The organism is Pseudocoprococcus catus, assembly GCF_019734885.1.
In the GTDB taxonomy this organism is placed as follows: Bacteria; Bacillota; Clostridia; order Lachnospirales; family Lachnospiraceae; genus Coprococcus_A; species Coprococcus_A catus.
The window spans coordinates 11,187-30,833 of sequence record NZ_JAAXCM010000028.1; the positions used below are offsets into that span (position 1 = coordinate 11,187).

The window sequence follows — 19,647 nt, forward strand, 5'->3', positions numbered from 1 at the left end:
CTGCCTGTCACTGACAACGGTACATAAGACGGTAAAAAACACCGTCTAAGTACCGGTCGTGCCAGAAGCACCTGCCGTGAATCTGTTAATTTTATATGTTTCTCCAAGAAAATCGCTTCGCAAATACCCGGTTCACAGGAATCTCAATCTATCTATTCTATTAGTTTCTTAATTTATGACCCGAAAACTTTCTCTTTCCTATTCGGCATTGTCCTTGGCCCGGGCTTTGTCATAGCTATGCTGCTTAATATTTTTCTGCGTTTATCACAAATCTATGATAACAGCCGTCTATTTTCTTCTGTTCAAGCTGTATTGATGATTTTGTAAATGAAAACGTTTCGGACGGGTGTCCGTTGTTTTCATCTATAATTCTCATTCAATCAGCTTTTCAAAGACCCCATAGCGTAGACTGCCTGACCAAGTGCAATGCCGCCGTCGTTTGGCGGTACCAGGCGATGTCTCAATACTTTAAAGCCCTCTTTCTGAAGTCCTTCATCCACCATTTTCAATAACAGCTGATTTTGGAAGACACCGCCGCTTAATGCTGCTGTACCCCGTCCGCTTTCTTTTCTGGCTTTTAGACAGGCCGCTATTATTTCTTCTGCAAGTATCCAATGGAAGAAATAGGCCAGTTTTTCTGTATCTGCGCCTGCAAGTCTGGCTTCCGCAATGGTTTTCACCAAAGCACCTGTGTTCAGGACTGCCTTCACCTGTTCCGGCTTATTTATTTCTATGGATTCCGATTCCTTATTATCTATGCATGCGGCTAACGGAAATTGCTTCCGCATCTCATCCATCGCATGCTGAAGATCAACCGCGTTTTGATGTTTTTTCTCATACGCTTCCGCTGCAAATTCCAATGCCATGGATGCCTCGCCTTCAAATGTCGAAGCTTTCCGGATTCCCAAAATGGCACTGACACCGTCGAATAATCTTCCGACACTGGTGGACATCACCGCATTGATCTTCCTGTCAGCCATGGCCATCTGAACTTTGGCATCCTGCGCACTGCACAGATTCAGTTTCTCAATCATTGTCATGGCTGCTGCACGGTCTTTCATCTGTCCGTACAGCATTGAAACGGCAATTCGCCATCCTTCCCTGGAGGATGCATCACCGCCGATCTGAAGGAATGGTGTAATACATCCAAACCGCTGAAATGCCTTATAATCTGCCAGAAGGATTTCGCCGCCCCAGATGGTGCCGTCCATGCCATAACCGGTTCCGTCAAAGGAAACTCCGATAACCGGTTCCTGACAGTCATTCTCGGCCATGCAGGATAAAATATGCGCATAATGATGCTGCACTTTGATCACCGGCAATCCCGATTCTTCCGCGATCATGGTTGAATTATATCTTGGATGCATATCACTGACCACCACCGGCGGTTCCACTTCAAGCAGCGTCTCCAGACGTCCAATGGTCTCTCTCAATGCATTCACCGTTCGCAGATCTTCCAAATCTCCCACATACGGCGACAGATAGAATCTTCCGTCCACGCCGATGCAGAAGCTGTTCTTCAGTTCTCCGCCCACGGCCAGAACCTGCCCTTTCCAAGGTGCCGACACCATCACCGGCAGAGGTGCATAACCTCTGGAGCGCCGGATCATATAAGGTTCATCCTTGTAATAATCCATTACCGAATCATCAGCACGGATCCTGATCTTGCGATTGTGAGACAACATGCAATCACACAGATGAGATAATTCAGCGATTGCATCATTGTCATCTCTGCAAATCGGCGCTCCTGATGTGTTGCCGCTGGTCATCACCAGATAATCCGGCATCTGAATGCCATCATCATAATCAAAAATCAACAGCTGTACCGGCGCATACGGCAGCATCACACCGATTTTCGGATTGCCCGGCGCCACAGACGGACAGATCTGACTGTCAGCTTTGTCCAACCGCTCCAACAGCAAAATCGGCTTCTGATGGCCGTCCAGGACTTCCTCCTGTACCTCAGTCACCTGACATTCCTTCCGAACTGCCGACATATTTCGCACCATAATGGCAAATGGTTTCATCGGCCGGCGCTTCAATTCACGAAGTCTCGCAACCGCTGTCTCATTGGTGGCATCACAGCAGAGATGAAAACCACCTATTCCCTTAATCGCCGCAATTCCGCCCGAGGCGATCACTTTTCTCGTATAGGTGATCGCTTCACGGCCTCTTTCGTCACGGCCGATCAGATAAACCTCCGGCCCGCAGTCATTGCAGCACACCGGCTGGGCATCGAATCGTCTCGACTCCGGATTGTTGTATTCCTCCGCACATTCCGGACACATCGGAAATTCCTTCATGCTGGTCCGTTCTCTGTCATAAGGCAGCGCATCCAGGATCGTCAGCCTCGGCCCGCAGCAGGTACAATTGATAAAAGGATGCAGATAGCGTCTGTTGTTCGGATCATACAACTCCTCTTTGCATTCATCACAAATGGCAATATCCGGTGAAACAAAGATTTCTCCCTTTGTCTTTTCACTTTCTATAATCTCAAACCCATCGAATTCAGGGTTATTATCAAGATGTTCAACATTTATCTTCAAAATAGCCGCACGCTTCGGCGGTCGTTTCTCCAAATCCTCAAGGAAGCCATCTACCTGTGCTTTCGTCCCCTGTGCAAAAATCTCCACATAAGGCCCTTTGTTGCAGACGCTTCCGTGAATGTCATTTTTAACCGCATGCCGACTCACTGTCGGACGAAACCCAACGCCCTGCACAATGCCGTAAACACGAATCTTTCTTGTCTCTGTCTGATTCATCAGCATGCGCCTCCTAATTTGCCTGAAACAGCAAAATGCCGGATACCGATGAACTGTCCATCAAACTTCGGAAGCATCGATTTCATACAGTCATCCGCAATGACCACATCCCACTTGCTGTCCGCTGCCAGTTCTGTGAAATCATCTTCTTCCTTCAGATAAACATCATCTTCTTCGCGAAGTTCCGGTTTCATATCAAACCAGCTGCAGACCTTCACTTCTGATGCCCCACGCATCTTTAATTCCTCACGAAGTGCATTCGCCATCACCTGCTGATGCACAATTAATACCTTTTTGCCTGTATAATCAGCTTCCGGCAGCATGGTCTTCACCAAAGGATAACCGACAACATACGGTGTTCCGAACTGTTTTTGAAGATATTTGGCCGTTTCTAGGGCAGATGGTGAAACAACCAGGTTATATTCCGCGGAAGCTGCCTGCTTCACCGCATCTAGGCCATCACCCATGCCATAGCAAACAGCCTTTTTACCATCGGCTGCAAATATCTGCCGTAATCTATCACCTGCGGATAAATCACTCAGATCCTGCGGTGTTGCACCGATAATGCCGACTCTGCCCTTTTCCACAGGCATCTCATCCACCGCAAACTTCTTAAAAAGTGCCAGCCAGGCCTTTTCCTGACCTCTATCATATAAATCCATGCCATTCGTATCAATGGTCAGCACCGGAAGTCCTGTCTTCTTCTCCGTCATACGGCCCAGTGCCTTGTAATCCGTGCCGATCACCGCCGGCACCGGCGTACCGATGATCGCTGCAAAAGATACATCCAGTTTCTCAACTGCCGATGTGAGCTTTGCTACCAACCGGTCATCCCTTCCGAGAATGGCATCCATATCTCTCAGCCCGGCACTGAAAATAGCACTTTTCCTTGAGAACCATCTTGGTTCATCAAATCCACAGACATTGCCGACACAGCCTCCCGCATCACAGATCACGAGAATACCACCCAGTTCATACAAAACGGAGACAGCCCCCGACTGATCCGGTGCAAAAGGTGTTAGATATTTTCTTAATCCCTTCATGGCTGTTCCTCCCATCTATTCTCTGCTTCTGTCAAAGCCTCAAACAATCTGCGAACCCCTGCATAGCCATAAGGTTGCCTGTCCTGATTCCACATGACATTCGGGCAATTCTGATGATAATAGGCCGCATCCTTGCCAATGGCCATATTCACACCTGAATTTTCACCATCATAATACAGCATGGTCGGTTCCATGTTGGAATACACTCTCGTCTCAGGGCTTAAAGCCGCCAGCTGCTTGATATAAATAAAGTTCTCAGCGGTGATGGTGCCGTAAATCTCAGGCACCTTAAATCCGTATCGTACTAATGCCAGGGAAAGTTCGAAAGCATCGCCGTTCATACATTCCCCAACCGCGAATGCAGTCTCCGGATACTGCGCCTTAAAGGCATCCACTGCCTTCTGTGCGCTTTCTGCCGCTGCCTGATCATCAAAAGTCACACCCAGCACCTTGCCGAAAGCTCTGTACTGGCTGCCGATCTTGTCAATCTGATACAATCGGGTCAATTCGATAAAAGGAATCTTCAACCTGTCATGAAAATCTTCCGCCGCAAATCTCGCCTCCGGATGCAGCACCAGATTGAAATTAGCTTCCGACATGGTCTGATATTCCTCATAATCCCTGCATGCAGAAATCTCATGAATGGTCTTCACGCCTGCCTGATGCAACAGATCATATAGCTCACAATCATCCACAATGGGTGAAAAAAAGCCCAGCAGATTCACTACATTTCCCCTTTTCTTACGCGGTTCAAGCAGAGAATACAATGACTGACGAACATGTACCATCGGCGGTTTTCTGCCTTCACGGGTCAACGCATACATATAACATGGTCTCACAGGAAGACCTGCCGCCTCCTCGGCTTTTCGACAGACTCTCTCCATGTCTGTTCCCAAAAGCGCATCCACACAGGTAATGCAGATCATCACAACTGACGGCTTCTTCTCCAGGCTGTCACAGATCTCTTTCACTGCTTTCGGTATCTTCTTCAAATGACGCCCCGTAACAATATCCGTCTCATCCATCATCAGATAAAAGAATCGCTGATCATATTCTCTCATGGAACTGATCAATGATGTATTTCTCCCGCAGCATCCCGGTGCCACGATCAGCATAATAGAATCCGGGATTGCCAGCCCTGCACGCTTGACACCAAAACCTTCCGCCCCCGGTGAGTTAAAGGCCAGCGTAGCTGGAGAACTGTATATTAAATGTGCACCGGAAATAAACTGCGGCGGGATATTCTCTCTTCCCATTGCCGCCAGCTCACCGACTGTACAAAAAAATGCATCCTGCATCATAACAAATTTCCTCCTCCGGATTTATTCGCCACCCCGGGCTTTCTTCTCCTCGTCTTCCAGAAGCAAATTGGCCAGATCAAAGAATCGCTGACTGATCTCGGAATCTCTGTCGCCTTCAATGACGGTTTTGCCCTGATCTTCATAGCGGATGATCTCATCACTTCTCGGAATCTCTCCCACAATCGGAATATGACTCTTCTCTGCAAAGGCCTGCACCTTCTCTGTCTCATTCTCCACATTGCGATGGTTCAGTACAATTCCGAAAATACGGGCATAGCTGCGGTCTTCAAAATTTCTCACAGCGCTTGAAATATTATTCGCTGCATAAAGAGCCATCTTCTCACCAGATGTAACAATCAGTACCTTCTCCGCATAGCCCTCACGAATCGGTGCAGCAAATCCACCGCAGACAACATCACCCAGCACATCGTACAACACCACATCCGGCTTGTACGTCTCAAATAACTTCAAATCTTCCAACAACTGAAATGTTGCAATAATGCCTCTTCCTGCACAGCCGAGCCCCGGTGTCGGGCCGCCTGTCTCAATACAGAGCACACCGCCGAACCCTTCCTTTGAAATATCCTCAAGTCGCTCCGGCTCTTCATCTTCTTCTCTCATAAAATTCATCACCGGTCGAAGCGGTTCACCCCCAAGCAGATTGATCGTTGAATCTGCCTTCGGATCACATCCGATCTGAATAACCTTCTTCCCCATGGCCGCAAAAGCTGCTGCCAGATTGGAAGTAATCGTTGACTTGCCAATGCCGCCCTTACCATAAACTGCTACCTTCAGCATATAAACCTCCATATATCAAAAGCTCCCATACCTGACGGTAAGGGAGCTTTTGATTATGTATACGAAAAGATAAACTATCTTCCCGATAATTTCCAGTTTACTATTCCTGCTCGGATATCCCTTGCCATCAGAGTATGCTTTTATTCAATTGTCTTGCATTCTTTTGCTACTGTGACATTCGAATAGAGTACCGTTCTCCCGGCAGTCATTTCGTCTGTCTTTTACGCATTATAACATATAATTATCAATAATGTAACCCTGGTTTTGTCTATTATGCTGTATACATTATTTCTCCCATCGACTCTTTTCATTCTCACAGATACCATTCCATTTACAGCCTCCGCAGATTTCTTTCCTCTTCCCTGTCACCAAAAGTTGATTCTGCACTTTTTCAGTAAAATCATCGAAGGCTAACTGCTCACCATCTGCCAGACCGCAGGCCTCCAGCACAGCGTTGTCATATTTCTCGACCAAAGTCAGATCTGTGCACTGCCCCTCCCGATTATTCGGACAGGCAGAACAGATCTCATCTGTCCCTACATGCAGCTGTACATCCATCCCTTTCTGCAATTCATCCAATACTTCTTTCATATGCGCCGAAAAACCATCGCTGTAACCTTCACCTTTAAAATAAGCAAGGCACATACCATGATGCGGTCTCAATAAAACCGGCCGAGCCAGCTTCTGCTTGTCTTTCTCTTCTGCCATTTTCTTTCTCTCTTTCTGCTTTTCTCTGCATGATTTTATGATTACTGCGTTACAACAGCAATCCGACAATTCCCACAACGATCAGAATCGGGAATGCCAGATAGATCAGACCGCCCACAACCAATCCGATCAAAATAACTGGAAGCAGGACAATCGTCAGCAGGAATTTTGAAATTCCCCAGGCAGCTTTAATACCAAACATCAACAGTTTTCCAAAAACCGCAAAAAAACAAATAATAAATAACAACGTTAACATATTCTTCTCCCCTTCTATCTCTCATAATAACGATTTTGAAATTTTCACTTATTTCAAATAACCGGCACAGATAAATTAGCCGTTGCTGTAATGCTATGCTTCTATTATAATAAAGAAAGTAATAAAAATAAACTTTGAACATATAGAAATAACACTGTTTATTTCTCCGTTTTGGAGTATAAACCATAAAGAGGGATTTTACAATGGGAAGACAATCAACAAGAGCAAACAAAAACATCTACCAGATCTGCCGTGAAGAATGTGAACTGACAAGAGAAAAGGCCAGTGAAATGATGACCGGTGTTTCTGCTTCACGAATTGAAAAAATCGAATACAATCTTCAGGATCCGACACCTTATGACATTGTTCAGATGGCTGACTGTTATAAATGACCGAATGAATGCTATGATAATTTTATTAAAAACACTTTTTGCCGTATTTTGTTCTTAACATTAAGAAGAGTTGATTATGTCCCACCAAAATCCCCCGGATGCCACCCGAGTATCCCGGATTTTTTTCTATATCATCCGAACCCTCAGAAACCTTCAGGATATGGAATTGCAGATATATTTCTGACATTGCTCACCGAAAATCAGATTCCGGATTTGGATGACTTTTTAGATAGCAGCAGTGTTTGGCCATTTCCAAAGATGTCGAAATCAGAAGTGCTACGCTTTCCACCATCATCTGACTCTGGAAAAATAAAAACATTATCGCTTTAACATAAAAAACATATTGTCTTTTTTTCAGAAAACTTATTCTGCTTTTCAACTTCTGTGATATAATGCTTTATTATAAAAACTCCCATGGATAAAACGAGGTGGACCAAGTGAAAAAGAAAACACTTGTGCCTCTTATCATTTTTTTACTGGGCATATGCCTTGTTGGTTTAATTGTATATAAAACAGACACCCACGAAAAAGAGCAGAGACACATAACAGCACAACTAAACGCAGCCACCTATGGCGAACGCATAAAGAATGAAATTACAAATGGAATTGAGATCACGAATACCTTGAAGCAGATTTTAATAAGCGAAAACGGCGAGATCCATCAGTTTGAAACGATTGCCGGGAATCTCATGTCTGATTCTATTGAAAGCATACAGCTTGCTCCTAATGGTGTTGTAACAGATATTTATCCGGCTGATGGAAATGAGGCAGGTAAGATTGATTTAATCCATGATAAAGACCGCGGAAAGATTTCCTGTTACGCCAGAGACAACCATACAATCATTACGCAAGGTCCTTTCGAATTGAAACAGGGTGGCTATGGAATTGCGGTACGCAATCCAGTCTACCTGAAAGATGAAAACGAGCAAGAGTATTTCTGGGGATTTACTATCGTTATCCTGCGTGTTCCGGACATTTTTTCAGACTCACTTCATGCACTTTCAAATTTTGGATACGACTATAAAATTTTAAAAACAGACTCTCCATGGAGTGATACTTATAAAGTGGTTTATCAATCAGATGGTCAAACAAATCATCCTGTTTCTTATACATTTACAATAGGAGATGAAAACTGGAAATTTGAAGTAACTCCTAAAAGTGGATGGAGAAATAACTCACTACTGATAATCATCATCGGACTGTTTCTTACAATAAGCCTTCTTCTGTCAATTCTTACCAGAGTATGGCTAGTAACAAAAGAAAATAGGAACAAATATCAAATACTGGCACATACAGATTCTCTTACAGGTGTTTATAACCGCTATGGATTTGATGAGTTAGCAGAAAAAATGATTTCTAAAAATCCTCAAACTCATTTTGTAGCTGCACTCCTTGATATTGATGATTTCAAGTTTATCAATGATATCTATGGTCATAGTTACGGAGACAGGGCATTAAAGATTCTTGCAGACAGCATGAAGGCTTTTTTCCCATCCGATGCGTTACTGGGAAGAAACGGTGGTGATGAATTCTGCATTCTTTTACCAAATTGTACCTTTGCAGAAGCAGATGTACAGCTACAGCAATTCACTAAACTTTCCAAAACATTCTCATATCAAGGTAAGGAACATGCATTTTACATTTCTCTTGGATATGCAGAATATCCAACATTTGCATCCGACCGTTCACAGCTCATGCGCTTCGCAGATGTAGCTCTTTATGAAATAAAGCTTCATGGAAAAAATGGATGTATGGCCTACAGAGAAGGTCTTCAGTCAGGTGTTCGCAAACAGCTTGGATTCGCATTCAAGGATATCTCGGAACATCTTCCAGGTGCATTTATCATATACAGAGCTGACAAAGAAGATGATGAACTATTTTATGCAAATGATGAATTTCTTCATATGTCTGGATATAAAGATATAGATGAACTATTCAAACTTACTAAGAAAAGTTTTCGAAACTTGATTCGGGAAGATGAACAGCAACAGATAGAATCAAGTATCTGGGAACAGATTGACAATGGTAATGAAAATGACTATATTCACTTCCATCTTCGAAAAGCTGACGGAGCCTACCTTTCTGTGCTTGATCATGGAAGAATTGTAGAGAACCAACAATACGGAAAAGTATTTTATGTATTGTTCATGGATTGGGAAGATATGCATATTCGTTACAGTGATAAATTCTCAAGATAATAAAAATCGCAAAAAACAGAGAAGACGGTGAAACTTATCAAATCCCGGATCGCTTCCTTTGATATCAACGAGCTTCGGGACCTGATAGAGTATGACGAACTGGAACTGGATACCCTGGGCGACCAAAAGGCGGCACCACCTTTCATTTGCGGCAAAATGGAATGACCACACCATACAAATGAAAGGTGGTGCCAAATCAAGAAATCTGCTCCATTCAGTACTGAATTTTGAACTCAGGAATTGTTCACTCAACCCGAAGCATCCGATAACCGATGCCGATGTGCGTTTGTATGTATTGCTGCCCATCTTTCCCGTTTTCCAGCTTTTTGCGCAGGGTTGCCATGAATACTCGAAGAGAAGCAATATCATTTTCCCAACTGCTGCCCCAAATCTGCTGCGTAATGTAGGTGTGTGTCAGAACCTTACCCACATTTTTTGAGAGCAGGCACAGCAGCTTGTATTCGATGGGCGTCAAGTGCAGTTCTTCACCATCAATATATGCGCAGCCTGCCGCATAGTCGATTTTCAGCGCACCATTCGTAAAAATCGGAGTTTCCTGCGCCGTATCCGCTTTCATCAACGCTAATCTTCGCTGCGTCACCCGTAACCGCGCCAGTAGCTCATCCACAGAAAAGGGTTTCGTCAGGTAATCGTCTGCCCCGGCATCCAGCGCCCCGATTTTATCAGAATCCTCCGTTCTGGCGCTGATCACAATGATCGGCATATTCGACCACGAACGGATTTTTCGGATGATCTCCACACCGTCCATATCTGGGAGTCCCAGATCGAGCAGCACAATATCCGGATTATGAGACAGCGCTTCCATCACGGCGCTTGCGCCGTTTTGAGCTGAGAGATATCTGTATTCGTGAGTTTTCAGCGTCGTCGTGATTAAATTGCGCACCGGAGTATCATCTTCTACAACAAGAACAAGCGGCTTATTCATTTAAGTTCACCTCACTAAGTGGTACCGTAAAGGAAAAGATGCATCCATGCGGCGAATTGTCTTTCAGCGTCATTTCGCCATTATGTGCATGAATAATGGTTTGACAGAGAGTAAGTCCAAGCCCAAGACTTCGGCGGCTGTCGCCAATTGGATTACTCCCGGTAAAGAACATTTCAAAAACACGTTCTTTTAGTTCATCTGAGATACCGGGACCGTTATCGCTGACGCATATCTCAGCCATATTTTCTCGCGGGATTGCCGTAATCCGGATGTTCGATCCAGTCGGAGTATATTTGACTGCGTTGTTCACCAGATTGATAAGTACCTGCACGATGAGTCCTGCGTCCACCCGCACCAGCAACGGTACGTCTCCGCAATCTACCTCGATGTGATATTCTGTTGATCTTCGGTCGATATGCCGGAATGCTTCCGATACGATGTCATCCACGACCTGATCAGAAAGGCGCAGCTTTACGCTGCCGCCCGAGATTTTCGTAATAGAAAGTAAATTCTCAACCAGACCAGTCAGCCATTGCGCATCATCATAGATATCCGTAAAAATCTGTTTCCGTGTTTGCTCATCCAGCGCATTATAGCTGTGCAGCAGCGTATCTGCATTACCGGAAATGGAGGTCAACGGGGTTCTGAGGTCATGAGAAATCGAACGAAGAAGATTGGCACGAAGCTGTTCGTTCTTTGCAAGAACAGCAGCTTTTTCCTTTTCTGCGGCATTGTGTAAGCTTTCCAGCGCCAGAGCGCACTCTCCGAGAATGGAGAACAGAACGCTGGATGTAAATGCGTCAGGCTGCGTTTGCTTATCCATCAGAATCCCGACAACTCCGAAAACCTGCTGCCCGGTACGAATGGCAAGATACAGCCGTTTTGCCTTTGGAAAGTTATGCGTCGTTGCGCCGGCACGCTTGCGGTTTTGCCAGACCCATTGAATCACGTTTTGCTCCCCATCCGCATCTGAGATGCTGTATGGGCTATGCCCGTCAACCGGGTAAATAATTTCATCCAACAAAGCACCACCCTGCGCTGGGCAAATCAGAACGTCCCGCTGCATGAGCTTTTGTATCTGCATTGCGGTCATCCGATAGACTTCCTCCGGCGTTTCTGCCTTTTGAAGCTGCCTGTTCATATCAAAAAGGAGCTTCGTGCGATAAGCATCCCGTGCGGATAGCTGTGCATGGACTTTAAGCTTTGCGGCAAGTGTGCCGGTCAAAAGCGCCGCTGCAAACATGACTGCAAAGGTTATGGGATATTTGCTGCCATAGGCAACCAAGGATAGTCTGGGTTCCGTCAGAAAATAATTGAACAGGATGACGCTCAAAAAAGCGGACAGCACACCGCAGATATACCCTCTGGTAAAGGCGGAGGTCAGAAGCACACCCAGTAGGTAAACCATAATGATATTGGCATCTGCAAAGCCGAGCCGCAGAAAGACCCATCCAATGATCGTTGCAGCCGCCAGAATCCCGACAGTCAGAAGCAGTTCCCAGGCGGTCGGAAGCGCCAGGCGGATAGCGATCAGCCGGTTCCTGCGATAGCTTTTGTAGACTTCCGCATCTGGAATAATGTGAATGTCTACCTCCGGAGCCAGTGCGATGAGCTGTTCTGTCAGCGTCGGTTCGCTCCAGAAATGCCGCCGCTTCACACCGCTTCGCCCGATTACGATTTTGGTCACGTCGGAGAGCCGCGCATATTCCGCAATCTGCGTCGGTACATCTTCTCCGTGTGTTGTGACGATTTCTGCACCAAGTTGCTGCGCCAGACGCATATTCGCCTGCAATCGAACGGTATCTTCCGCGTTCATATCAGCGTCTCCGGGTGTCTGCACATAGAGTGCGGTAAGGCTTCCGCAAAATGCCTGCGCCATTTTTTCTGCCATTCGTACAATGCGTTCATTGGATGGAGACGAGGACAGGCACACCAGAATATGCTCTTTTGACATTTCACTTCCTTTGTTCTGCACACTTTCACCACCCCTCTTAAAATAATATTATAGCACCAAAATGTGACGGTTTCTACCGCGTCAGGTCAGATTCGTTGTCCGGGAAGGGAAATTCATCTGGGGCATAGATTGCGATTTTTACATTGGTATGACTGCTGCGGAACCGGGAAAGCGCTTCATCCAGCTCGTCGGGAGAAATATCTCCGTTCAGACGCACGCATGGCTTCTGCTGCGGTACGGTTTCTTCCTCGATTCGTTTCTGATTTTCCACCAGAAATTGATCCAGACGTTTCATCAGAAACCAGCCAAACAGGAATATCAGAGATATTCCGACGATCAAAACGACATCTTCCATATACCCTCACCGTCCGTTCAGATTCGGAAGCACTTTTGCAGCGTCTTATATTCGCCCAACGCTAAAATCGTTGTTTCCCCAGACAGCACCGTATCCGGTGTAATCGAAACCTCTGTTTTTCCCGAACGCTTAATGCCGAGAATGTTAATACCATACTTTCTGCGAATATCCAGCTCTCCAACGCTTTTGCCGATCCACCCTTCCGGAATTTCTACTTCAAAAATGGCGTGCTGGTCGTCAATTTCTATGTAGTCAAAGATATGATTGGAGCTGTATCGGATTGCAACCCACTTTGCCACTTGCTTTTCCGGGTAGACTACATGGTCAGCACCGTTGCGAAGCAGAAACTTTGCCTGCACATCCCGTTCGGCACGCGACACCACGCACTTCGCGCCTAGCTCCTTCAACAGCGACGTCGTTTCCAACGAGTTCTGAAAACTGCCGCCAATGGTCACGAGGCAGACATCAAAATTTCCAATGCCAAGAGAGTGAAGAAACTCCGCGTTTGTACTATCACCAATTTGCGCGTTTGTGACGTAAGGCAGCACATCATTGATTCGTTCCTCGTTTGTATCAACCGCCATGACCTGATGACCCAGCTGAGAAAGCTGTACTGCGATATGCCGTCCGAAACGGCCTGCGCCAATTAATAGAATGTTTTTCATGAGAAAAGACTCCTTATCCAATCATAATTTTTTCCTTCGGCATCTTTGCACCGGTTGCTTTTTTTCCGGAAAATGCCGCATAAATAAGTGTAAGACCGCCGACTCTGCCCAGATACATGAGCGTGATCAGCACCATTTGCGACGTAATATGCAGCTGCGATGTAATGCCAAGTGTCAATCCCACCGTTCCAACCGCCGAAGCTGTTTCATACAGGCATGTGGAAAGCGACAAGTTTTCATAAGCGCTGATAAAAACAGCGCCGCCAAAAAACAGCACAAGGTACATCATCAGAATGGTCGCGGCAGTTTTAACAGCGCTGCAATCGACTCTGCGTCCAAAAAATTGGGCACTATCGCGCTGACGGAAAGTCGCGACAGCATTGGCAAGCAGAACCGCCAGCGTTGTTGTTTTCATACCGCCCGCCGTAGAACCCGGAGAACCGCCAATGAGCATCAAAAGGATCATCACGCCCTGCGATGCGCTGGACATCGCGGATAGATTTACCGTGTTGAAGCCCGCTGTTCTCGGCGTGACGGACTGAAAAAAGGATGCCAGCAACCGGTTTCCGGCGGGAAGCGCAGAAAAGTCTGAGAAGAAGAAAAACACAGCAGGCAGAAGAATTAAAAGACCTGTCGTGACGAGAATCACCTTGCTCTGCATCCGGTAGCGATGAAACCGCCACTTGTTTTCGCAGATGTCATTCCACGTCAGAAATCCAATGCCGCCAATCACGATCAGCAGCATAATCGTGATATTGATTACTGGACTGCCAGCATAGCCGGTAAGGGATGGATAGAGATTGTCCTCTGTCCCAAGAATATCAAACCCGGCGTTGCAAAAAGCAGATATGGAATGAAACAATGCCATCCAGATGCCCCGCCATCCATAGTCCCGGCAGAACACCGGCAGCATGGCAAGCGCCCCCAGCAGCTCAATCAGAAACGTCCCTCGCAGGATGAAGCGTGTCAGACGAACGATTCCGCCGACCTGAGGTGCTGAAATTGCGTCCTGCATGGTGCTGCGCTGCATCAACGATATTTTTCGCCCGGACAAAAGCGCTAACGACGCTGCGACGGTCACAACGCCAAGTCCTCCAATCTGAATCAGCGTCAGAATGACCGCTTGCCCAAAGGCTGACCAATAACTGCCTGTATCCTGCACCACAAGCCCCGTCACACATACGGCAGAGGTCGCGGTAAACAGTGTTTCGTTAAACGGCGTTACGCCCCCGGCTGTTGTGGAGATCGGCAGCATCAGCAATAGCGCACCTAGCAGAATGACTCCGGCAAAACCCAATATGATAATTTGAAAAGACGAAAGACGGCGCTTTCGGCGAATGTTCTCTCCTGGCATAAAGGCAACTCCTTATCAACATTAATTTTATAATTATACAGCCGGAGATTTTAAGAACGTATAAGAGACATTTACGACGCATTAAGATTGAATAAAGATGGGGAGATTGCTTCATCCAAACCTTCACATTGAATAATGAACCCTTCTCTTTGGTAAAAAGAAATTGCTCTGGCATTCTTCATAGATGCTGAGAAGAAATAGCTATTTTATCTGCATACTCTATAACTTTTTCTTTGTCGCCGGCATTATGTCTGATTAATGATATAATACCAATGATTGCGTTCATAGGTGTGCGAATATCATGCGACATATTGGATAAAAAATCTGTTTTTGCCTTATTTGCATTTTCAGCGGTCTGTAGAGCCTCAATAGCAATATTCTTAGCCTCTTTCAGATTTTTATTAGCTTCTTCCATTTCGCTTATAATCATTGCCTGAAGCTCATTGTTTCTTTTTTCAAATTTAACTTTTTGATTTGCAATACTGAATCTGGAAATACTGTAGAATAATCCAGCAAATATATGTATTCATCCTATTCAACAGAAGCTTTACAAAAACAAAACTTGAAAGAATGAAAATTATGGCAAACAATGGCATTATTATTTTTTTCTCTTAATTATCTCTTGTTCTATTTGCACTTTATTTTTCAACCTCTATATAGTCTTCTGGTGCTGACGGTTGCTGCCCATTTGACATGGCCGCAATCCATGCACTAGATAATGTTGTATCCCCTATTTGCTCAATAGCACATTTTGGATTAATTTTTTTCAAAATAGATTTTGTCGTATCCGTAAGAAGAATGGAATATTCTTTTTCTGTGTCTATTTTTTTATCATTTATTGTTATATCCTTTAATGAGAATCCGTTTTCTTCGTTTTTGACAATTATTTTCATACCAGATGCAATCGGCAACTCGTATTTTGTGGTTACATAAAAATTCTCATCAGTCTCTGTAAGATATTTTTTAACGAGTTCATAAACCTGCTCACCGTTGATCTTTACAAGATATAATGGGGTGTCTGAATTCTTCGCTATCATCAGACCGACCCGGCTGCTGGTGCATTCTCCTTTGTAAATAGAAGAAGTATAATAATAATATGGTGTCAGAGCCAACTGTGCATCATTTTCTTCTCTGATTGTAGTTAACTTTGTCTCAATTCTTTTAATTATAGCATTTTATTTTTTCACGTTAATGTAAAAAAATTTTTTATTTTCCCCCACTGTAAAACAGCCTCTGAGTGTTTCGTTATATAGAGCGGTGAATAGATCGACATTGATATATAAGCTGCCTGATACACAGACAGCTTACCCTTCTTTCTCTTTATATTTTCATTCCTACTGCTCCAAAAAAAAGCCAAAGTAAATTTACATCGGCTTTCCGAGATATATTTCAGATATTACCTACTGCATATCAGAAACTGTATCGTAATCAATAATTTTGATGCAAAACTGCACCCACAATATCCCTGAGTGCAGTTTTGTATCAATCAATATTCTAATGTTTCTCCATCAAGTGGAATATCAAGAACAAGTATCCTATACAAATGCACTTTCCTCTTTTGCTTTCTGCAAATCTTTTAACACTGTTCCTATATCTCCCAAAATAGCAATCCCCTTATCTTCAATGAATTCCGGCAAAAACTGATATTCTGAATTTACGGAGATATAATATGCATCTTTCAAGCTGTTTGTCAGTTCCCAAAACGGTTCCTGTATAAACATCGGTGTCATGCGCCCTACTCCAAGTTCTATCAAGAGAATTTTTCTATCTTTGTTCTTTTGAATGTATTTTGAGATTTTCTCATATTCTTCTTCGTATTTTTTCCCTTGCAGAAAATTCCCATATCCTCTTACCCACGGAAACATTTCCGCACCACAATGAGGGCAGCGAGGAATCAGTTCATCCGGCACCATTGTCCCCTCTCCCATAGCCGCAATCATATCTGCCACAGGTTGTACGGCATCCCATGTTTCATCCTGACAGCACTGGGAACACTGGAAGAAACGATGATCTCCCTGAATCTCACTGACCTTTTCTTCCGGATAAATCTTTACAAACTGTGTATCCTGATTAGTCGTTAAGATATGAAAATCCTTTCCCTGCAAAATTTTATCCAAATCCAGATATGGCTCTCTGATAGGAGCATTTTGTGTAGTATTTAAAAAGGTTGCCACATATCCCCAGTGTTCATTTCTTGTAGAAAACCGATGCATCATTCCGCTAAAAGCACCTTTGAATCCGTACTTATCTGCAAATTTTCCAAAATGCTCACGAAAAGAAGGGGTATCACCATAATAAAAGTCACCACCTCCAGCCGCTGATAAACCGGATGCTCCGCCTACTATGATACACTCTGCCTCCTGCACTCTGCGAACAAATTCCTGAATCTGTTCCTTATAAGGAAGTGGTTTTTGTTTGCTCAACACTACAGCAGTACCGCCGGATGCATAGGTACTATAGTGTCTTGAATAGTTCATTTGTGTTTTCATTACCAAATTTTCGTAACAGCTCATTTTTTTCATTCTCCTGTCTCACAACTGTAATATCTTTAACCACTTTACTTAGTCTATCCTTCCCTTTCTGATTCCATTGGCAACACCTCGTCAAAAGCCCGTATTGCATTGCGAATGCAATCATCACATTCACAGAGTACAACACCTGTATCCTTTCCCTTTAGGTCTTTACATATGGTTGCACCTGAATATTCCTGAAATTTGTTTAATATCTCCCGTGCCGTTATCGCACTTTTCTTCCCCGGCTTTACAATTCCCGCCATCATGGTTGCTCCAATCAATGCACCACAAGTTGCTTCCATACCTCCCATACCTACCGCAAATCCGGATGCAGCATTCGTCAGTATTTCCTTATCAGAATCTGATAAATCGATCATTGCCTTGATAACTGACTGACAGCAATTAAATCCATTATGTTTGTAATATACTGCTTTTTCTTCTCTTGTCATTTCCCTTAGATTTCCTTTCTAATTTTCTTTAACGCTACCGTTAGATTACCATCCACACCGATGGATTTTTCTTTGATTTCCTCCGGAATGTAAATTTCGCCCTTGTTAAATGTGATATATCTTGCCTGTGGTTCTACTGCTGCAAGCTGCATCAAAGGAGCTTTAATCATCTGATTTCTCCAACCAATGCCAAATTCCAGAATTACCAGCTTCTTTCCATGTAAATTCTGAATAAATTCTTGATAGCGGGCAGCCTTTTCCTTCCAATTTTTCGTTTCTGTAAACGAGGACATCTCACCCCAATTTACTTCCATATCTCCACCGCATTTTGGACATTTCGGCAGTAACTCTTTGGGTACTCTTCCGTTTACCTCCTCTTCTGTCATGGCGAGAACTGCTTTTTGATTAGGATAGACCTCGTCATGACATCTGTTCTTGCACCGCATCTGGGTTAATTTCCCTTCCATTTCAAAAACACGGTCTACCTCAAAACCTGCCGGCACAAAATGATCCTCCGCATTGGAAGTTACTACGAAATATTCTTTATCCTTTACTAGTGCATAGATGTTTTTCATAATCTCACTCGGCTCATCCTGCATAGCTTTTGCCTTAACAAGTCTGCTTACAAACGCCCACTTTTCTTCTACATTCATTGGCACTGAAAATCCGTGTAAAACACAACGCAGTCCGTATTTTTCTCTGAAATCTCCCATATTTTCCTGAAACCATGCGTCATCTGCAAAAATATTATATCCCTCTGCGATAGACAAACCATTACTGGCTCCAATCAAAATACCATCTGCTTCTTTGATGATTTGACTTATCTCTTGATATACATTCATCTTCATCACATTTCCTTTCCCGCTATGTTTTCTTTTAAATCCCGCAGGGTTTCTGCCAAATCTCCTGCTATATAAATGCCTTTGTCTTTTATATGCTCTGGAGCTGAGGATTTCTTCTGATTCAGACAGGCATAAAACACCTTTTCATTTTTGTATGTCATTTCCCAAAAAGGAAGTTTAATAATACTGGGTGTCATCTCACCAACCCCCAGCTCCAGCAGTACAACATTCTTATCTGTTCCATTCATGAGATATTTTTTTAGGAAATCCTCATATCGCCTTACACCTTCCCTCCAGTCTTTCCCCTCCAAAAATGTATCATCCCTTACCCAGGAAACCATAATTCTCCCGCACTCATTACATCTTGGCAGAAGCTTTTTTATATCAGATTCCACACTTTTTATTTTGCTTGACTTTTATTTTTTTACTTGTTAAAATTAAATTTACATCAAGCGTTAAAAACATATTATCATGTAAGTTTAAAAATTGCAAGAAGAAAATTCGAGGTGACAAATGAAATATTCCACAAAGCTTAGTGACACCATTCATATTCTTATATTTATTGCTCTTGGAGATGACGAACAACTCTCCAGCACAAAAATTGCAGAAAGTATCAAGACAAACCCGGCTTATGTCAGACAGCTTATGGCAACCCTGAAAAATGCAGGCATTGTTGTCAACACACAAGGTCATGCGAATGCCGCTCTTGCAAAATCGGCAGATAAAATCAATATGTATGACATCTACCGAGCCGTAGAGGGCGATAAGCCGCTGCTTCACCTGGACACAGATACCAATCCGGATTGTGGAATCGGTATCAACATTCAATTCGCTATTGGGGACTTCTATCATGAAATTCAAAATATGATAGATGAAAAAATGAAATCCATTACATTGCAGGATATTATTGATCGGTATTATTTTAAAATCGGGAAAGTTAAAAACCTTTAACTAATCAAGAATAGCAAGCACTGCCTGTGTCATGACACAGGCGAAATCCCACACACTTTCCTATCGTCTGTATGGTTAAATTTCCATTTTTTAGGAAGGACGTGACTCAATGGCAAACAGAAACCGCACCAATCCAGTGCAATTTTATCTCAGCGATGAT

The 19,647-nt window shown here is 44.0% G+C and carries 20 protein-coding genes and 2 pseudogenes; 4 read left to right on the forward strand and 18 right to left on the reverse strand.

Translation table 11 applies throughout. From position 1 onward, the window contains the following. Positions 1-380: 380 nt before the first annotated feature. From hypF to HED67_RS07080, 6 genes are all read right to left on the reverse strand, one after another. The gene (gene hypF, locus HED67_RS07055) at positions 381-2,762 is read right to left on the reverse strand and encodes a carbamoyltransferase HypF (protein WP_221717861.1); all 2,382 of its coding nucleotides are present in this window, start codon (positions 2,760-2,762) and stop codon (positions 381-383) included. Continuing rightward, positions 2,762-3,805 (reverse strand): nitrogenase component 1, encoded by a 1,044-nt coding sequence (locus HED67_RS07060; RefSeq protein ID WP_221717862.1) that lies wholly within the window; start codon positions 3,803-3,805, stop codon positions 2,762-2,764. Before HED67_RS07060 ends, hypF begins: the two co-directional genes overlap by 1 nt. Then, a complete protein-coding gene (locus HED67_RS07065) occupies positions 3,802-5,106 on the reverse strand; it encodes a nitrogenase component 1 (RefSeq protein WP_221717863.1) in 1,305 nt (434 codons plus the stop codon). The genes HED67_RS07060 and HED67_RS07065 overlap by 4 nt, the downstream gene beginning before the upstream one ends. Before the next feature lie 21 nt (positions 5,107-5,127). Further along, a complete protein-coding gene (locus tag HED67_RS07070; RefSeq protein WP_221717864.1) occupies positions 5,128-5,904 on the reverse strand; it encodes a nitrogenase iron protein NifH in 777 nt (258 codons plus the stop codon). 285 nt (positions 5,905-6,189) lie between these two features. Beyond that, positions 6,190-6,612 (reverse strand): DUF1284 domain-containing protein, encoded by a 423-nt coding sequence (locus tag HED67_RS07075; RefSeq protein ID WP_221717865.1) that lies wholly within the window; start codon positions 6,610-6,612, stop codon positions 6,190-6,192. 49 nt (positions 6,613-6,661) lie between these two features. Next, positions 6,662-6,868: a hypothetical protein gene (locus HED67_RS07080; protein ID WP_015514828.1), complete on the reverse strand. Its 207-nt coding sequence runs from the start codon at positions 6,866-6,868 to the stop codon at positions 6,662-6,664. 203 nt (positions 6,869-7,071) lie between these two features. Between HED67_RS07080 and HED67_RS07085 the strand changes: the two are divergent. From HED67_RS07085 to HED67_RS07095, 3 genes and pseudogenes are all read left to right on the forward strand, one after another. Next, positions 7,072-7,257: pseudogene (locus tag HED67_RS07085) on the forward strand (helix-turn-helix domain-containing protein); the annotation flags it as partial. A 440-nt stretch (positions 7,258-7,697) separates the two neighbouring features. Next, on the forward strand, positions 7,698-9,458 hold the full coding sequence (locus tag HED67_RS07090) for a diguanylate cyclase domain-containing protein (RefSeq protein WP_260702759.1): 1,761 nt from the start codon (positions 7,698-7,700) through the stop codon (positions 9,456-9,458). A 27-nt stretch (positions 9,459-9,485) separates the two neighbouring features. Beyond that, complete coding sequence (locus HED67_RS07095) at positions 9,486-9,623, forward strand: hypothetical protein (RefSeq protein ID WP_221717867.1); 138 nt, start codon at positions 9,486-9,488, stop codon at positions 9,621-9,623. A gap of 79 nt (positions 9,624-9,702) precedes the next feature. Here the strand turns inward: HED67_RS07095 and HED67_RS07100 are convergent, their stop codons facing one another. From HED67_RS07100 to HED67_RS17030, 12 genes and pseudogenes are all read right to left on the reverse strand, one after another. Then, positions 9,703-10,404, reverse strand: a complete 702-nt coding sequence (locus HED67_RS07100) for a response regulator (RefSeq protein WP_215633380.1) — start codon at positions 10,402-10,404, stop codon at positions 9,703-9,705. Continuing rightward, positions 10,397-12,379 (reverse strand): DUF4118 domain-containing protein, encoded by a 1,983-nt coding sequence (locus HED67_RS07105; RefSeq protein WP_260702758.1) that lies wholly within the window; start codon positions 12,377-12,379, stop codon positions 10,397-10,399. The genes HED67_RS07100 and HED67_RS07105 overlap by 8 nt, the downstream gene beginning before the upstream one ends. Positions 12,380-12,431: 52 nt before the next feature. Next, complete coding sequence (locus HED67_RS07110; protein WP_221717868.1) at positions 12,432-12,713, reverse strand: hypothetical protein; 282 nt, start codon at positions 12,711-12,713, stop codon at positions 12,432-12,434. Positions 12,714-12,730: 17 nt separating this feature from the next. Beyond that, a complete protein-coding gene (locus HED67_RS07115) occupies positions 12,731-13,378 on the reverse strand; it encodes a potassium channel family protein (RefSeq protein WP_221717869.1) in 648 nt (215 codons plus the stop codon). Between the two features lie 13 nt (positions 13,379-13,391). Beyond that, positions 13,392-14,732, reverse strand: a complete 1,341-nt coding sequence (locus tag HED67_RS07120) for a TrkH family potassium uptake protein (RefSeq protein WP_215633382.1) — start codon at positions 14,730-14,732, stop codon at positions 13,392-13,394. Between the two features lie 107 nt (positions 14,733-14,839). Next, a pseudogene (locus tag HED67_RS17525) lies at positions 14,840-14,911 on the reverse strand (GNAT family N-acetyltransferase); the annotation flags it as partial. Next, complete coding sequence (locus HED67_RS07125; RefSeq protein ID WP_330656611.1) at positions 14,911-15,162, reverse strand: histidine kinase dimerization/phospho-acceptor domain-containing protein; 252 nt, start codon at positions 15,160-15,162, stop codon at positions 14,911-14,913. The gene HED67_RS07125 and the pseudogene HED67_RS17525, both read right to left, overlap by 1 nt. A gap of 208 nt (positions 15,163-15,370) precedes the next feature. Continuing rightward, entirely contained in the window at positions 15,371-15,901 is a 531-nt protein-coding gene (locus tag HED67_RS07130) for a 5'-nucleotidase C-terminal domain-containing protein (protein WP_331467091.1), read from the reverse strand. A gap of 366 nt (positions 15,902-16,267) precedes the next feature. Then, complete coding sequence (locus tag HED67_RS07135; protein WP_246612143.1) at positions 16,268-17,245, reverse strand: SIR2 family NAD-dependent protein deacylase; 978 nt, start codon at positions 17,243-17,245, stop codon at positions 16,268-16,270. Positions 17,246-17,298: 53 nt separating this feature from the next. Next, the gene (locus HED67_RS07140) at positions 17,299-17,694 is read right to left on the reverse strand and encodes a C-GCAxxG-C-C family protein (RefSeq protein WP_118071950.1); all 396 of its coding nucleotides are present in this window, start codon (positions 17,692-17,694) and stop codon (positions 17,299-17,301) included. A gap of 5 nt (positions 17,695-17,699) precedes the next feature. Beyond that, positions 17,700-18,542 carry an SIR2 family NAD-dependent protein deacylase gene (locus tag HED67_RS07145; RefSeq protein ID WP_221717871.1) on the reverse strand — a complete coding sequence of 281 codons (843 nt, stop codon included), beginning with the start codon at positions 18,540-18,542 and terminating at the stop codon, positions 17,700-17,702. Continuing rightward, positions 18,542-18,877 carry a hypothetical protein gene (locus HED67_RS17030; RefSeq protein WP_246612144.1) on the reverse strand — a complete coding sequence of 112 codons (336 nt, stop codon included), beginning with the start codon at positions 18,875-18,877 and terminating at the stop codon, positions 18,542-18,544. Before HED67_RS17030 ends, HED67_RS07145 begins: the two co-directional genes overlap by 1 nt. A gap of 172 nt (positions 18,878-19,049) precedes the next feature. Between HED67_RS17030 and HED67_RS07155 the strand changes: the two genes are divergently transcribed. After that, the gene (locus tag HED67_RS07155) at positions 19,050-19,487 is read left to right on the forward strand and encodes an Rrf2 family transcriptional regulator (RefSeq protein WP_215689963.1); all 438 of its coding nucleotides are present in this window, start codon (positions 19,050-19,052) and stop codon (positions 19,485-19,487) included. Positions 19,488-19,647: the final 160 nt, after the last annotated feature.

Bases quoted from the DNA above. Each gene is read 5' to 3' on its own strand.
- HED67_RS07145 (WP_221717871.1), bottom strand. From the start codon at position 18,542: ATGAAGATGAATGTATATCAAGAGATAAGTCAAATCATCAAAGAAGCA.
- HED67_RS07135 (WP_246612143.1), bottom strand. From the start codon at position 17,245: ATGAGCTGTTACGAAAATTTGGTAATGAAAACACAAATGAACTATTCA.
- HED67_RS07080 (WP_015514828.1), bottom strand. From the start codon at position 6,868: ATGTTAACGTTGTTATTTATTATTTGTTTTTTTGCGGTTTTTGGAAAA.
- HED67_RS07120 (WP_215633382.1), bottom strand. From the start codon at position 14,732: ATGCCAGGAGAGAACATTCGCCGAAAGCGCCGTCTTTCGTCTTTTCAA.
- HED67_RS07125 (WP_330656611.1), bottom strand. From the start codon at position 15,162: ATGATTATAAGCGAAATGGAAGAAGCTAATAAAAATCTGAAAGAGGCT.
- hypF (WP_221717861.1), bottom strand. From the start codon at position 2,762: ATGAATCAGACAGAGACAAGAAAGATTCGTGTTTACGGCATTGTGCAG.
- HED67_RS07070 (WP_221717864.1), bottom strand. From the start codon at position 5,904: ATGCTGAAGGTAGCAGTTTATGGTAAGGGCGGCATTGGCAAGTCAACG.
- HED67_RS07110 (WP_221717868.1), bottom strand. From the start codon at position 12,713: ATGGAAGATGTCGTTTTGATCGTCGGAATATCTCTGATATTCCTGTTT.
- HED67_RS07100 (WP_215633380.1), bottom strand. From the start codon at position 10,404: ATGAATAAGCCGCTTGTTCTTGTTGTAGAAGATGATACTCCGGTGCGC.
- HED67_RS07140 (WP_118071950.1), bottom strand. From the start codon at position 17,694: ATGACAAGAGAAGAAAAAGCAGTATATTACAAACATAATGGATTTAAT.
- HED67_RS17030 (WP_246612144.1), bottom strand. From the start codon at position 18,877: ATGGTTTCCTGGGTAAGGGATGATACATTTTTGGAGGGGAAAGACTGG.
- HED67_RS07155 (WP_215689963.1), top strand. From the start codon at position 19,050: ATGAAATATTCCACAAAGCTTAGTGACACCATTCATATTCTTATATTT.
- HED67_RS07075 (WP_221717865.1), bottom strand. From the start codon at position 6,612: ATGGCAGAAGAGAAAGACAAGCAGAAGCTGGCTCGGCCGGTTTTATTG.
- HED67_RS07060 (WP_221717862.1), bottom strand. From the start codon at position 3,805: ATGAAGGGATTAAGAAAATATCTAACACCTTTTGCACCGGATCAGTCG.
- HED67_RS07065 (WP_221717863.1), bottom strand. From the start codon at position 5,106: ATGATGCAGGATGCATTTTTTTGTACAGTCGGTGAGCTGGCGGCAATG.
- HED67_RS07115 (WP_221717869.1), bottom strand. From the start codon at position 13,378: ATGAAAAACATTCTATTAATTGGCGCAGGCCGTTTCGGACGGCATATC.